The 15,773-nt window shown below is 37.5% G+C and carries 14 protein-coding genes; 4 read left to right on the forward strand and 10 right to left on the reverse strand.

Features of this window, described 5'->3' with window-relative positions; translation table 11 throughout:
• Positions 1-26: 26 nt before the first annotated feature.
• On the forward strand, positions 27-407 hold the full coding sequence (locus V6W77_RS07590; RefSeq protein WP_334254273.1) for a hypothetical protein: 381 nt from the start codon (positions 27-29) through the stop codon (positions 405-407).
• Positions 408-503: 96 nt separating this feature from the next.
• Here the strand turns inward: V6W77_RS07590 and V6W77_RS07595 are convergent, their stop codons facing one another.
• The 4 genes from V6W77_RS07595 to focA form a co-directional block, all read right to left on the reverse strand.
• Positions 504-1,607 carry an adenosylhomocysteinase gene (locus V6W77_RS07595; protein WP_334254274.1) on the reverse strand — a complete coding sequence of 368 codons (1,104 nt, stop codon included), beginning with the start codon at positions 1,605-1,607 and terminating at the stop codon, positions 504-506.
• A 125-nt stretch (positions 1,608-1,732) separates the two neighbouring features.
• On the reverse strand, positions 1,733-2,758 hold the full coding sequence (locus V6W77_RS07600; protein ID WP_334254275.1) for a virulence RhuM family protein: 1,026 nt from the start codon (positions 2,756-2,758) through the stop codon (positions 1,733-1,735).
• 152 nt (positions 2,759-2,910) lie between these two features.
• Positions 2,911-5,235, reverse strand: coding sequence for a formate C-acetyltransferase (gene pflB, locus V6W77_RS07605; protein ID WP_188157557.1), 2,325 nt, complete (start codon positions 5,233-5,235; stop codon positions 2,911-2,913).
• Positions 5,236-5,324: 89 nt separating this feature from the next.
• Positions 5,325-6,149 carry a formate transporter FocA gene (gene focA / locus V6W77_RS07610; protein ID WP_025235467.1) on the reverse strand — a complete coding sequence of 275 codons (825 nt, stop codon included), beginning with the start codon at positions 6,147-6,149 and terminating at the stop codon, positions 5,325-5,327.
• 199 nt (positions 6,150-6,348) lie between these two features.
• Here focA and V6W77_RS07615 point away from each other — a divergent pair, with 199 nt between their 5' ends.
• On the forward strand, positions 6,349-6,840 hold the full coding sequence (locus V6W77_RS07615) for a YqaA family protein (protein ID WP_334254276.1): 492 nt from the start codon (positions 6,349-6,351) through the stop codon (positions 6,838-6,840).
• Position 6,841: 1 nt separating this feature from the next.
• Here V6W77_RS07615 and V6W77_RS07620 read toward each other — a convergent pair whose 3' ends face one another.
• The 5 genes from V6W77_RS07620 to dinB form a co-directional block, all read right to left on the reverse strand.
• Positions 6,842-7,720: a MurR/RpiR family transcriptional regulator gene (locus tag V6W77_RS07620; RefSeq protein ID WP_334254277.1), complete on the reverse strand. Its 879-nt coding sequence runs from the start codon at positions 7,718-7,720 to the stop codon at positions 6,842-6,844.
• Positions 7,721-7,757: 37 nt separating this feature from the next.
• Entirely contained in the window at positions 7,758-9,125 is a 1,368-nt protein-coding gene (locus V6W77_RS07625) for a class-II fumarase/aspartase family protein (RefSeq protein WP_273747815.1), read from the reverse strand.
• Between the two features lie 9 nt (positions 9,126-9,134).
• Positions 9,135-10,502 carry a C4-dicarboxylate transporter DcuC gene (gene dcuC, locus V6W77_RS07630; RefSeq protein ID WP_273747814.1) on the reverse strand — a complete coding sequence of 456 codons (1,368 nt, stop codon included), beginning with the start codon at positions 10,500-10,502 and terminating at the stop codon, positions 9,135-9,137.
• A gap of 248 nt (positions 10,503-10,750) precedes the next feature.
• The gene (htpX, locus tag V6W77_RS07635) at positions 10,751-11,620 is read right to left on the reverse strand and encodes a protease HtpX (RefSeq protein WP_025235465.1); all 870 of its coding nucleotides are present in this window, start codon (positions 11,618-11,620) and stop codon (positions 10,751-10,753) included.
• A gap of 87 nt (positions 11,621-11,707) precedes the next feature.
• Positions 11,708-12,790, reverse strand: a complete 1,083-nt coding sequence (dinB, locus tag V6W77_RS07640) for a DNA polymerase IV (RefSeq protein ID WP_334254278.1) — start codon at positions 12,788-12,790, stop codon at positions 11,708-11,710.
• A gap of 121 nt (positions 12,791-12,911) precedes the next feature.
• Here dinB and V6W77_RS07645 point away from each other — a divergent pair, with 121 nt between their 5' ends.
• Entirely contained in the window at positions 12,912-13,823 is a 912-nt protein-coding gene (locus V6W77_RS07645; RefSeq protein WP_334254279.1) for a LysO family transporter, read from the forward strand.
• Here V6W77_RS07645 and V6W77_RS07650 read toward each other — a convergent pair.
• Positions 13,812-14,771, reverse strand: a complete 960-nt coding sequence (locus V6W77_RS07650) for a GlxA family transcriptional regulator (RefSeq protein ID WP_283386986.1) — start codon at positions 14,769-14,771, stop codon at positions 13,812-13,814. The two genes, V6W77_RS07645 and V6W77_RS07650, sit on opposite strands and share 12 nt — an antisense overlap.
• 142 nt (positions 14,772-14,913) lie before the next feature.
• On the opposite strand from V6W77_RS07650, the gene V6W77_RS07655 reads away from it, so the two are divergent.
• Positions 14,914-15,765 carry an MBL fold metallo-hydrolase gene (locus tag V6W77_RS07655; protein ID WP_334254280.1) on the forward strand — a complete coding sequence of 284 codons (852 nt, stop codon included), beginning with the start codon at positions 14,914-14,916 and terminating at the stop codon, positions 15,763-15,765.
• Positions 15,766-15,773: the final 8 nt, after the last annotated feature.

The raw sequence follows: 15,773 nt of genomic DNA on the forward strand, positions 1-15,773 counted from the left end.
ATTTTTAATATTTATTTTTTTCAACTATGTGCAATTTAAAATCAGTATTCATTTTAATCCCCCTTATTTTTCCTCTTTCAGCCCTTGCCTGCGATGAAGATTACGGGCAAGGACAACGCTATTCCACAGGTTATTATCTTAAGAACGGAAAGCTCACAAAAAGCAAAGTCAGAAACTGCTCAAATGGAATGCAAGAACAGAGCCATACTTTTGATAATGGTGTTATAGTGAGTTTTATCAACATCAATTTAGCAATGACAACAGGCGGAAACGGCTATCAAACTGATGCTTATATCAATGGGAAAGAGGCGAAAGAAGTGAAACGATTAAAAGGTATTCCCGCTCACTTTAGAGGTCAGTGCTACCAACCTAAATCGAAAGGTTCAAAACAAATTTATTGTATTTAGCGTACTCAATTTATCGACAAACAGCCCAATTCAGGGCTGTTTTACTTTAAAGTTGATTATTTTAAGTATATTCCAACCGATTACAAGCGGTCGATTTTATAACACTTTTTGCCAAACAGCTTTCGGTAGTAAGTAAACATCTTTTTCTGCCTTTTCACCTTCGCCGACAATATGCCCAATGCCGCTTGCCATAACCGCTAAAGTTACATCAAAGGCATTAATACTGTCGCCATAACCTGCTGTGAGGTTAAACATTGAGCCGTCTGCCAACAGATAAACGGTTTTCTCACCTACTTGGTAAGCATTGACATACGGCATCGGCACGCTCATCGGGTGTTGTTTTAAAAACGGCACATCAATTTCTTCGGCAACGTGTCCGACATTTAAAATAAATAAGCCTGATTTCGCTTGTTCAATCATCTTGCCTGAAAGCACGTTTTTCGCCCCTGTTGCTGTGGCAACCACATCAGCAATTTTGATTGCCTCAGCAAGTGGCATTACCATCCAACCGTCATATTCGGCTTGTAACGCTCTTGCACGATCTAATTCAGCCACAATCACTTTACCACCGTAGGCTTTTGCTGAAGCTGCCACACCTTGCCCTACCAAACCATAACCAATAACAACTACTGTTTTTTCGTGTAGGCTTAAGTGGGTGGTTTGTAAGAAAGTATGCCAAGCGGTTAAGCCCACCATATGGCGGTTGTGTAAACCTTCTTTCACCGGCAAATCATCCCAGTTGAAAATCGGGTAATAAGGTTTCAGACCATTTAAACGGTTCACGCCTGAACCGGTGGCTTCTAAGCCTGCTTTCACACCTGTTTGTAAGCCTTTCGAGTGAATGAGTGAGGTTAAATCCGACCCCATTTCGCATAAATGGGTTGGCTGCCAATCTACTGCTTTTTGGAAACTTTCGTGCCAGTCGGCATTGGACATATTTCGCCAAGCGTGAGCATCTGCACCGTGTTCAACTAAATACTCTACAACATCATCTTGTACGGTGGTTGGGTTGCAAGTGGTTAAAAACACTTTTGCCCCTTTATCTAGCAAACCTTTCACTAACGGAGCCATTTTCAAATCTAAGTGCATATTGCACGCCAAGCGGACGTGAGATAAATCAGGTAAAGCCTCAACAGCCGCACGTGTACGGGTCATATGTAGTGTTGCCCAATTTAATTCAGCAGAAAAATTTTGATACATTAAAGAAACCTTATATAAACAAATTAATAACATATTGGAATTATACGCTATATTTAAATTTTTGCATTTTTTAAACCTATTTTCACCGCTTGTAAGCGGTTAGTTTTCCGTAAAAATTTGCAAACCTAACCTGCGTGGTATTTGGCTGCTATCTCTTTTACCATTAAGTCAAAATCACTTTCATAACTCAAATCTTGTTTCACTCGGTATTTTTCAAATTCGCTTAAGGCAAACGATTTAGCGATTTCAGCAGTAACTTTGCCGGCATCTTGTAAAATTTCTCGGTCGGTAGCGGCAAGAAAGCGATTGAGACGGGTTTCCCAATCTGCCATTGTCATAGGAATTTGGCGTTCTGCCATATCTTCTGCCATATCTAAATAAGCCGATACCAGCCGTTGTAATTGTGCCAGCTCATTGTCAGACAGGTAATTTTTGGCAACGACTACATCAAAGGGGTAAATTTTACCCTGCGGAGCGTCTTTCCAATTCGTTAGCCCCATATTCGGTTTTTCGGCATTGGCTCTTGCCATAATCAGTTCAGCAGCAGTTTGTCCGTGAATTGCCCAGTGCAATTTATTTTGTACTGTAGCAAAAAAGCGTTTGGTGGCAGTTGCGGTGCGGTCGTAATCCACTGCGGTTGCATAAATGTCGGTGATTTTTTGGTAGAACTTGCGTTCGGATAATCGAATTTCCCGAATGCGAGCGAGCTGTTCTTCAAAGTATTTTTTGCCTAAAATAGTGCCGTCATTTTTTAGCCGTTCATCGTCCATCGCAAAGCCTTTAATCGCAAAGCTCTGTACAATTTCAGTCGCCCATTTGCGAAACTGCACTGCTCGCTCGGAATTAACTTTATAACCTACTGCGATAATGGCAGATAAATTATAGTGCTTCGTCTGGTAGTTTTTTCCGTCTTGGGCAGTTATCCAAAAAAATTGGATAACTGAATTTTCAGCTAACTCATTGTCATTAAAGATTTTTTTAAGATGATAGCTAATTGTTCGTACATCAACATCATACAACACTGCCATCATTTTTTGGCTTAGCCAAACATTTTCATCAGAGTAAATAGCATCAACTTGGCTTTCCCCTGTTGCCGTGATAAAGGTCAGATATTCTGCCACAGAGGAACGAATTAAATCTTGCTTAGACATCTCTTTCTCCCATATAGAACACTGTAATTATAAACAATATTTCTAAAGCTGTGTAAATGAATAACTATTTTTTCGAGCGAGATCACAAAAAAACCGCTTGTGGCATAAATACCACAAGCGGTTGATTTTTCTAAAAGTTTTGCAAATTGCTATTACATACTTTCAGTAAAGGTACGGGTAATTACGTCCATTTGTTGCTCTTTGGTTAAAGAGTTGAAACGTACCGCGTAACCTGATACACGAATGGTTAATTGTGGGTATTTCTCTGGGTGTTCTACCGCATCTAATAATGTATCGCGATTTAATACGTTCACATTTAAGTGCTGACCACCCTCTACTGTTGCTTCGTGGTGGAAGTAGCCGTCCATTAAGCCCGCAAGGTTACGTTTTTGTGCTTCATAATCTTTACCTAACGCATTTGGTACGATTGAGAAGGTATAAGAGATACCATCTTTCGCATAAGCAAACGGTAATTTAGCCACAGAAGTTAATGAAGCAACCGCACCTTTTTGGTCACGTCCGTGCATTGGGTTTGCACCCGGTCCGAATGGAGCACCTGAACGGCGACCATCTGGCGTATTACCTGTTTTCTTACCGTAAACCACATTAGATGTGATAGTAAGAACAGACTGAGTTGGGGTTGCGTTGCGGTATGTTTTAAGTTTTTGAATTTTCTTCATAAAACGTTCAACTAAATCAACAGCAATGTCATCTACACGGTTGTCGTTGTTACCAAATTGTGGATATTCGCCTTCAATCTCAAAGTCAGTTGCTACATTTTTCGCTACGCCAACCACTTCGCCAGCTTTATTTTTGATTTCAATGTCCGTGCGGATTGGTTTTACTTTCGCATATTTGATCGCTGAAAGTGAGTCAGCCGCCACAGATAAACCTGCAATACCACACGCCATTGTACGGAATACATCACGATCGTGAAGTGCCATTAATGCCGCTTCGTACGCATATTTATCGTGCATAAAGTGAATGATGTTTAAAGCAGTAACGTATTGCGTTGCTAACCAGTCCATAAAGCTGTCTAAGCGAGTCATTACGTCATCGTAATCTAAGTATTCGCTTGTAATTGCTTCAGATTTTGGACCAACTTGGTCGCCTGATTTCTCATCAATACCACCATTGATTGCGTATAATAAGGTTTTCGCTAAGTTTGCACGAGCACCGAAGAATTGCATCATTTTACCTACAATCATTGGGCTTACGCAGCACGCAATCGCATAGTCATCATTTTGGAAATCCGGACGCATTAAGTCATCGTTTTCATATTGTACTGATGAGGTATCAATAGATACTTTTGCACAGTAACGTTTAAACGCTTCCGGTAACTGCTCAGACCAAAGAATGGTTAAGTTTGGCTCCGGAGAAGGACCCATTGTGTAAAGAGTGTGCAAAATACGGAAACTGTTTTTCGTTACTAAAGTACGACCATCTAAGCCCATACCTGCTAAGGTCTCAGTTGCCCACATTGGGTCGCCTGAGAATAATTGATCGTATTCAGGTGTACGCAAGAAACGCACCATACGCAACTTCATTACTAAGTGGTCGATCAACTCTTGAGCTTCTTGTTCGGTGATTTTGCCTGCTTTTAAATCACGCTCAATATAAATATCTAAGAATGAAGATACACGACCAAACGACATTGCCGCACCGTTTTGCGATTTAACCGCTGCAAGGTAAGCAAAATAAGTCCATTGTACCGCTTCTTGTGCATTGGTTGCCGGTTTAGAAATATCGTAACCATAGCTTGCCGCCATCTCTTTCATTTTGCCTAACGCACGGTGTTGCTCGGCAATTTCTTCACGCAATTGAATGGTTGCTTGAATATCTTCACCGGATTCTAAACGAGCTTGTAATGAAGCAAACTGACGTTGTTTATCTTTCATTAAGAAATCTGCACCGTAAAGTGCCATACGGCGGTAGTCCCCAATGATACGACCACGACCATAAGCATCCGGTAAGCCGGTAATTACGCCTGATTTACGGCAACGTAAAATATCCGGTGTGTAAACATCAAATACGCCTTGGTTGTGGGTTTTACGGTATTCAGTAAAGATTTTTTCAACTTCAGGTTTAAGTTCACGACGATATACCTGACAAGAGCCTTTTACCATATTGATTCCACCAAACGGCATAATCGCACGTTTTAACGGAGCATCAGTTTGAAGACCCACGATTTTTTCTAATGATTTATCAATATAACCCGGTGCGTGTGAAGTAATGGTTGATGGAGTATCGCAATCAATATCGTACGGTTCGTGCGTTTTGTTTTCGACTTTAATCATTTCCATTACATCTGCCCACAATTTACTTGTTGCAGGTGTTACTTCAGCTAGGAAAGATTCATCGCCTTCATACGGTGTGTAGTTTTTTTGGATAAAATCACGCACATTTACTTCAGTTTGCCAATCGCCGGCGGCAAAACCTTCCCACGCTTTTTGTTGAGCGTCTGTTAATTGAGTCATTTTAAGTCCTCTATGTTAGTAAGTTAAAACGGGAAGCAGTTAATTTTTGGTAAAATTTTGCAAAAATTTGACCGCTTGAATCTAAAATCTTAGTGCTTTCTAATGTATAAGAACCACTGCATTAAGCCAATGAAGAAAACTCCACCCACAATATTGCCTAATGTAGCAGGAATAAGGTTCTTAAATACAAAATGAGATAAATCTAAATCCGCAAATTGTGCAGGATCAACATTAATTGCCGTCCAAAACTCCGGAGCGGCAAAATGAGAAATTGCAATTCCCATTGGAATCATAAACATATTTGCCACACAGTGTTCAAAACCGGAGGCAACGAACATTGCAATTGGCAACATCATAATAAAGGCTTTATCGGTTAGGCTTTTACCTGCATAAGACATCCACACTGCGATACATACCATAATGTTACAGAAAATACCTAAACAGAATGCTTCAAACCAAGCGTGATGAATTTTATGCTGTGCCGTATTTAAAATAACCAAGCCCCATTGCCCTTTAGCCGCCATAATCTGACCGCTAAACCACACAAGCAATACAATTGAAATTGCACCAACAAAGTTACCAAAATAAACCACTACCCAGTTTTTAAACATTTGTAGCCAGTTAATTCTTTTACTTGCTCTCGCCACAATCGTAAGGGTTGAAGAGGTAAACAATTCTGCTCCAAATACCACACACATAATAACGCCAAGCGAGAAAACCAAACCGCCAATCAGCTTAGCCACCCCCCAAGGCATTCCACTCGCACCTACTTGGGTTGTAGTATAAAATACAAAAGCTATTGCAATAAAACCGCCTGCAGTAATGGCAGAAAGAAAGGAATAAAATTGATTTTTTGTTGCTTTATAAACCGCACCATCTTCTGCGATTTTTGCCATTTCAGCAGGAGAAAACATCAGATAACCTTAATTATGAGAATTGAAAAACCGATATATTTTGAAGGAATTATAGACCTCTTCGTTTCATCTTTAAATAAAATCTTACATAATCAGAGGTATTTCTACTCTTTTTTTTGATGTAGAACAAAATCCCTTAAAAGCACAACATTTAATCAAATTCTAACAAACAAAATATTAACAAATTAACAATAAATTTATGACAGAATATATCACTTCATTTTTCAGCTTATTCTTCTCTGAACAAAACCAACTCATTACAATGTTTTTTAGCGGACTACTCAGCTCGACCCTATTGCCGGGAAATTCTGAGATCATTTTTACCACACTTGCAAGCCAGCATATTGTGTCAAATGAAACACCTTACCCATCATTATTTGTTTTAATAATTGTTGCGACCTTAGGAAACAGCTTGGGTAGCTTAATTACTTATGCTATGGGCTTGTTAGTACCTCACCCGAAAAAAACGGATCGTCGCTATACACAATGGGCATTAGAAAAAAGTAAAAAATATGGCATTTTAGTCTTACTTTTTAGTTGGCTACCCATTGTTGGCGATATTTTCTGTGGAATAGCAGGCTGGCTCAGATTCAACCTTTGGCAAAGCATTATACTTATTGTAATTGGCAAGCTATTGCGATACCTCTTTCTACTGGCAACACTCTACCCTGTTTTGAAATATGTTTTATAAATTAACTAGAAAATGTATGGAAATATTGGAATAGCTCTTCAAGTTCTTCAAAATTTCCTTCTTCTTCTGATTTTTCGTAGCATAAATGTAAAACTAATTCAATGAAATAAAATCCAATAATACGGCTTTGAAATATTGCATTAGCATCACTTGGTAATATAAATTGAATGTCTGTGAACTTTCCATATGGATTCGAAGCCGAATTAGTAATTAGAACAACACTTGCATCTTTATTTTTGAACCATTTTCCTATCTCGATAGCAACATTATTAAAACGATAATAAGAGAAAATAACTAAAATATCATTCTTATTTAAATGTAGCATTTCTTTAGGTAACTCACTTGTGTCCAGAGAAAGCAAAGAAATATTATCACGAAAATATTTTATTAATGTAGAAAAATGTTTTGCCATTGCAAATGAAGAAGATGGACCAATAACAAAAATCCTTTTTTCTTTATCAAGCAATAAATTAATTAAAGCATCTAAATCTTTTAAATTTAATTGCCCTATAAATTTATCTAGTAAATTTTGAATATTATAGCTAAATTTAGTTGCCAAGCTCGTGGTACTAAAAAAATTATTTTTTTCTTTTTGATTATAAATAGTAATTGGAGGACGCAATTTATTAGGTTCAAGTCCTAGCTCAATGCTTTTTTTAAATTCTGAATAACCAGTAAATCCTAATTTATTTAAATAACGCCCAATAGTTGCTTTACTCACATTAGCATTTACAGCAACATCAGTAATCCCACAATAGATAATCTCACTAAAATGCGATTTAAAATAATGCGTTAATCTTAATTCAGCGTCAGTTAATCTTACTAATTTATCAGCTAACCGATTATACTCTTCTAGCACTAAAGAATTCAATTTTGTCATTATTTTTCCTCACTATTTTATAAAATTTACTTAGGCTCTAAAGATTACTTTTAATACGAGAGAAACTAGAAAGAGTCTCTTGAATTAAACTATCATTACAGCCTAAATAGTTTGAAGGATTACAGGATTCCAAAATTTCAGAATCACTCAAAACATCTGTAATTAATTTATTACTTAAAAGTATATCAATCATTGATTTTTTATCATTATCCCCTCTTAATACTTGCTGCATTAATTTATAAGCAGACTGGCGACCTATTTTTTCAGCTAAAGCCATCATTACAGATTCCGACATAATAAAGTAGTATGACGCATTAAAATTTTCTCGCATCCTATTTACATTGATAACTAAATGCTCAAATAATTCTTTAGCTCTGAATAATGCAGTTGAAACTGCTAAGCAAGCTTCTGGCATCAAATTCCAACTTAACATACGCATTGAAGCAGAACGTACATCTTGCTGATCTAACATATTTGGGGCCCCAGATGCATACATCCATCCCATTCGTGAAAGTGTTTGTAACATATTACAATCACGAGGATTTGTTTTATGTGGCATTGTGCTTGAACCACCACCTTTTTTTCCTTCCATAGCTTCAAAAATTGGTGTGCGACACATCAATTCAATATCATTTGCTATACGGCATAAAGTACCGTGAATAAGGGCAAAGAATTGAATGACTTCAACATTTTGATCTTGGCTAGCATTATTCAATCCTTGCGGTACTGTTAGCCCAAGCTCAGCACAAAGTTTATCTCTTACATCCATTCCCTGTGAGCCCACAGATGCTAGATTCCCTACTGCTCCTCCATACATTCCTACAATTGCTCGTGGATAAATTTGTTCAAGGCGACTAAGATGTCTGCAAATTTCATTCAAATAAGAACTCATTTGCAACCCCCAAGTAGTTGCAGAAGCATCAATAGCATTTGTTCTGGCAACCATCACAGTATTTTGATGCTCAACTATAGAATTACTTAATTGATTACCTAAAGCAATTAACTGTTTTCTGATAAGAGTCAAACTTTCTTTTAATCGCATTGATAAGCTACTATCTAATAAATCTTGTGTAGTGCAGCCCCAGTGCAAATATTTTTTTACCAAATCATCCCCATTATCTGCAACTTGATCAATGATAGGTTTAATTGGCATTCCTATAACTTGTGTTTCTTTTATTAAACGCTGCCAATCTATTTCCAGACTATCACAAGCAGTTTCTATTGATATAACTGCATCAAGAGGAATAATACCCAATTCCGCCTGCACCTTAGCAATTGCTTTTTCAAATTTGAGCCAACATTCAATCTGGTAATTTTCTGACCAAATTTTTTTCATTTCTTGTTGGGTAAATAATGGAGAATAAAGAGAAGCATCAAAAACAGAAACAGATGAATTCATATTCATAAAAACTCCTTAACCAACAATAATAGAAGTAACGATTGTAGCAATTAAACCACCTACCATTGGAATTGATGTACGCTTAACCAATTCAATTGGTGAGATATTAGCAACACCTGCACAAGCTAGCACAACACCAGATACAGGAGAAAAAGAGCGAAAGATGCCTGCTGATAATTGCATTGGCATTGCTAATGTTGCCGTTGATATTCCTAAATTAGCTGCAGCTGTTGGTGCTAATCCGCCCAAACTAAAGAATGCAGCATTACCTGAACCAGATAATAAAGTGACTAATCCAATAATAGAAACTAATAAAATAATCATCATTGAAGAACTTAAACCTAAATGATCAGATAAATGCATCAAGCCATCAATAAAACCTATAGTTTCTAGTCCAACTACAAAAACCTGTGCTGCAATAATTAAAGAGACAACACTAGCAAATATATCACCCATTCCCTGTAAATAAACTTTGAGTGATGCTGCCACTTTTTTACCATCTTTTGTATAGATAAAATCAAATAACATCGCTACAGCAAGAGAAAGAAACATTGCAGTAACAACATCAATTTTTATTGAAGTTACCAAAAACTTACTGAATGTTAGTAAAAGAGCTAGAGGTAAAATAGGTAAAATAGCAAAGTAAAGAGGTACCGTTTTTTGTTCATCATTTTTAACCTCCAGTTTAGATTCTCCGCCTTTTTGTGCATCTCTTTTATCAAAGAACTTTTGTGTTACGATATGTAAAATAGCAATTACAATTGCCGTTATGATTCCTACTATAAGTTGGTGCTCTATAAAATAACTAGCGGCATCGATACCAATAATTTCAGCAGCTTTATTAGATGCTCCTGATGCTGGGCCTAGATCTAGACAAGCTGTTGTCGCTAAAACTGCTGCAACAGATGCAGGAGTGCAGCCAATAGAAACTAAAACAGGATAAAGGGCAATCAATAAAAGCATTGCTAGCCCAACTGCACTAGGAATAAATACATTTAAAATTTGTCCTATAATATAAGTTAGCCCTAATAATAAATAAGGGTTACGAATATAGGACAAAGGTTTTATCGCAATTTTTACTAATGCATTAGCAGCTCCAATATGTCCCATATATTTAGCAAAACCACCAGTTGCCATAATAATTAGCCCTATTTCTGCAACAGACTTAGCACTAATCGCTTTAATTACTAAGAATAGGTCAATAATTTCTGTTCCAGAAGATTGAGTTCCTTTTGGTAAAAAGGGAGTATTATTTCCCAGAATACCGATAGTAATCATCAATAATCCTGCAAATAAAAGAATGGCTTGCGTATTATATTTCTTAATAATGAAATATCCCGTAGCAATCACGATAAGAAGAGCAATAATTGAGAGCATCATCATAACCTCCTGAATTAATATGGAAGTTTGACTATAAAACGATGGGTAAATAAAAAATATGAGAAAAAGAATTTCCCATTTATCTTATGTTGAGAATGTGATCTCTATCACATTTAATGAGCACTATAATATCTTTATTAATAACCAGTATTTGAGTATTTCAACAAAACTATAATTTAATAAACGTACCGAAACTTAATTATAAAAAGGGCGAATATTATTTTTCATTCGCCCCCTAAATAATATGTATATTATAAGCCTCTTAACGCTTCGATACGTTTTTCTAACGGTGGGTGGCTCATAAATAATTCTTTACCACGTGCACCGTTAATCATAAACGCAGCAAGAGAACCGTGCAACTCTTGTGGCTCGTGAATACGCTGCAAACGTTGTAAAGCTGCAATCATTTTCTCTTTACCTACTAACTGAGCCGAACCTGCATCTGCACGGAATTCACGATGGCGGGAGAACCACATTGCAATCATTGTTGCTAATACACCAAATACCATCTGCAACACAATATCTACCACCCAAAACACTAACGTGTTAGTGCTTGAGTTACCGTTTTCATCACGAGAACTTGCCGCAGCAGTTGAAATAATACGAGCTAAGAAAATCACAAAGGTATTTAATACACCTTGTAAAAGTGTCATTGTTACCATATCGCCGTTAGCAATGTGTGCCACTTCGTGTGCGACTACCGCTTCCGCTTCATCTTGGGTCATTGAGTTAAGTAAACCTGTACTTACCGCAACTAACGAATTACTCTTTGTTGCCCCTGTTGCAAATGCGTTTACATCTGCTGAGTGGTAAATGGCAATATCCGGCATCGGGATATTTGCTTGCTGTGCTTGGCGTTGAACAGTGTTGAATAACCATTGTTCCGCTTCATTACGAGGTTGTTTAATTACTTCTGCCCCAACTGAGCGTAACGCCATTGATTTAGATAAAAACAGAGAAATTAAAGAACCACTGAAACCAAATACTAAAGAAAGAATTAAAATCCCACCAACGCTTTGCCCTTGAATACCGGTTACATTAAAAATAATATTTAAAACAATCCCTAAAACAAAGGTAATCGCTAAGTTGGTTAATAAGAATAAAATGACACGTTTTGCCATAATGTTGTAAATCTCCAAAAATAATAGATGCAATGTTGCCTAATTAAGATAATGCTTTTGTCAGCAAATTCAAGAGTTTGTTCACAATTATTCCCATAAATTTAACTGCTTATTTACTTTTTTCTCGGGAAAATGCACATTTAAGCCGATTAAGCGGATTTTTCGCTTATTTCTACGTACAAAAATTTGTGCTAATAATTCCTCAAATCGCTGGTAGGCAAAGCCTTCGGTAGTTCGCTCAAGCGTAGTTTGGGTAAAGTCATCAAACTTCAATTTTATGCCTAATTTTTTAAATTCAGCTAACGGCACATCTGACCAGTTCCGCTGAATTCTAAATGCTAATTTATCAAATAGCTCTGCAATCACTGATTTGGCTTGCTCAAACGTCCAAATATCATCAAGTAACGTATTTTCTACCGCTAATGACTTTCTTGGGCGATAAGGCTCTACTATTCTTTCGTCTATGCCGTGGCTAAAATCCCACAATCTTTGTCCAAATTTACCAAATTCACGGTAAATTATCGCTTTTTCTGCTTGCTGAATATCGCCACAGGTTTCAAAACCAAGCTGCTTTAATTTTTCATTAGTTACTTTGCCTACGCCGGGGATTTTTGCAAGCGGTAGATTTTTCACAAAATTTTGCACTTCATCAGGGGTAATCACAAACTGCCCGTTAGGTTTGTTTTGATCGGAGGCAATTTTGGCTAAAAATTTCAGTGGAGCAACGCCGGCAGAGGCGGTTAATTTCAGTTCATTGAAAATATCATTACGGATAGCCTCTGCAATCCAAGTGGCAGAACCTGAATAAAGCTCGCAATCACTCACATCTAAATAGGCTTCATCAAGGGAAAGGGCTTCGATAATATCGGTATAGCGGTGAAAAATTTGGTGAATTTGAGCGGAAACCGCTTTATACAATGGCATATTCACCGGCAATAAAATTAAATTCGGGCATTTTTTCAAGGCGGTTGCGGTCGCCATCGCACTGTGCAAGCCAAATTTTCGGGCTTCGTAATTGCAAGTTGTCAGCACACCACGTTGATTTGCACTGCCGCCCACCGCCACCGGTTTGCCGACCAAAGACGGATCTTCTCGCATTTCCACCGCAGCATAAAAGCAATCCATATCAATATGGATAATTTTCCGCTGACTTTTGCTTTGATTCGACATTTGCAAAATTCCCCAACAATCACACCGCTTACAATAAAATAACTGTATATAAAAACAGTTTTATTTTATGCCCTTATTGTTAAAATTTCAAGATTAAATCAATATTAAAAAAGGATAAAAAATGCTCTACGGTTTAGCCATTGTGCTAATTCCCCTTTTTCTTGGTTATCTAATCACCGTTAAAAACCACCGCTATATGGCGATTGTCAATAAAGTCGTGAACATCTGCCTTTATCTGATTTTGTTGGTAATGGGGATTTCGCTCGGACAAATCGACAACATCTTAACCGAGTTGCCACAAATCGGTGGAATGGCGTTTAGTTTAGTTGCTATTTTGCTTCTCTCAAACATTGCAGGTTTAGTGATTTACGACAGATTACAACCAATGAAAAGAGAGCAAATCAGCCGAGACGAACTCCCTTCTCGTCTGCATTTACTCATTGATTCCTTTAAATTAATCGGCGTAACCTTACTAGGCGGCATTATTGGCTATTACACTAAAGGCTCTGTAGATTTCCCTTTACACGCAAGCACTTATGTTTTAGAAGTGATGATTTTCGGGGTGGGTATTCAGCTTCGCAATAGCGGTATTCCATTGCGAGAAGTATTCTTTAACAAACGGGGCATTTACACTTCAATTGTGATGATTGTAAGCTCGCTAATTGGTGGCATAATTGCCTCATTTTTACTCAATATTTCACTTGCTAAAGGCTTAACCTTTGCTTCTGCTTTCGGTTGGTATTCCCTTTCAAGTGTGCTGGTGAACGATGCTTGGGGTCCGATTTACGGCAGTATTGCTTTTTTTAATGATATTTCTCGTGAAATTTTATGCCTGTTTTTAGTGCCGCTCTTTATGCGACAATTCCCCTCAACCGCAGTCGGCATTGGCGGAGCAACCTCTCTTGACTGTATGCTCCCAATCATTCAAAAATCGGGCGGTATTCAAATTGTGCCACTTGCCATTAGTTTCGGCTTTATCGTCAATTTAGCCGCCCCGTTATTATTGGCGATTTTTATTGGGTTAGAGGGTTAAACTACCGAAATTCCGCCTCCATTGACTTGGGCTAACAAAATGTTTAGTTTTAAAATGTTGGCGGAAAGAAGTAGCCGTTTGAAAGCCTATTTCTGCTGCAATTTGCTCTATACTCAAATCACTGCTCTCCAATAATTCTCTTCCCCGTTGCAAACGAGTTTCTATTAACCATTCGCCTACTGCCATACCTGTCGCTTTACGAAAATGGCGAGTAAAGGTACTACGACTCATTGCTAAACGTTCAGCAAGTTCATCAATAGTATGTGCATTATTTAAATTTTCTCTTAGAAAATCCAATAATTGATTGATAGTTTGGTTATTGGTTCGTGTTGCAATCGGCTGTTCAATAAACTGTGCCTGCCCCCCATCTCTATGAGGAGCAGAAACTAACATTCTTGCTAAACGATTACTTACTTTCACACCGTGAAATTTCCGTACAATAGCTAAGCAACAATCTAAACCAGCCATTGCTCCAGCAGAAGTAATTAACCTATCTTGTTCAACATAAAGAGCATTTAAATCTAGTTTTATCTGCGGAAAACGCTGACTGAAATCAGCTTCAGCAAGCCAATGTGTTGCCGCCATCTTGCCGTTTAGTAAACCACTATAAGCTAACGCATAAGTGCCATAACACAGACCTATAATTGTTGCACCACGCTGATAGTTTCGTTGTAAAGCCTCGCTAAATAGTGAGCTAGGTGGTGTATTAAGATCTGCCCACCCTGCAATAACAATGAGATCTGCTTCATCTAAGTAATTTAAATCCTCATCGGCAGAAATTGTAATTTTCCCACCATTTCCGACCGCTTGCAGTTGTTCTTCTGAAACCGTTTTGCATTCAAAAAGTGGCAATCCATCTATCTCCGCCATAAAAATCATTTGCGGAGGCACGAGAACGATAGGATTGAAATTTGGGTAAAGCACAAAAGCGACTTTAGGCAAATTCATTATTTTTTCCTAACAAATGAAATTGACCCAATTCTTTCGATTACTGCTCTAAAAGTCAATATTTCTTACTGCTATTTTTGCCGATAATAACCCTCATCAACAAGCAGTCATTTTTAATGAAATCTCACATAAAGGAAATATTATGAAATTAAAAGCTACTCTTGCTTCTCTCACATTAAGCTCAATGCTTATCAGTACAGCAAATGCTGAAATCAGCTATCAACATATTCGTAATGCTACGGCAAAAATAACTTATGGTGATGCAACTTTTTTAGTTGATCCTTACTTAGCTGAAAAAGGCAAATATGCCGGTTTTGCCGGCACTAAAAATAGTGAACAACGTAATCCTATGATTGATCTGGCTGAACCTGTAGAAAATATTCTAAAAGGTATAGATGCGGTTATTGTAACGCATACTCACGATGATCACTGGGACGAAGTTGCACAAAAATTAATTGATAAAAATTTACCGATTTTTGTACAGGATGCAAATGATGCTAAGATTATTCGTGCTCAAGGATTTAAAGATGTGCGAGTAGTCGGTAAAAATACGGAATTTAAACAAGTAAAATTATCTAAAACAGGGGGTCAGCACGGCACAGATGCTATGTATTCCAACCCTGCTTTAGCTGAATTATTAGGTAATGCAATGGGCGTAGTATTCAAATCTAAAAATGAGAAAACCCTTTATATTGTAGGCGATACCATTTGGAATGAACAGGTAGAAATGGCATTAAATCAATATAAACCTGAGGTTATTGTGATGAATACCGGGCACGCAGAATTAGGTAATTCTTCTGATAGTATCATTATGGGAACGGCTGACGTAGCAAAAATGGCAAAAATAATGCCAAACTCATCAATTATTACAGTACATATGGATAGCGTTAATCACGCAACAACGAGTAAATCAGATATGAAAGCATTCATCAAAGGGACGGATTTTGAAAAACGCGTTTATGTACCAAATGAAAGCGAAGTATTAAAATACTAATATCACAT

Origin of the sequence: Mannheimia indoligenes, assembly GCF_036880405.1 — a bacterium.
Lineage (GTDB): Bacteria > Pseudomonadota > Gammaproteobacteria > Enterobacterales > Pasteurellaceae > Mannheimia > Mannheimia indoligenes.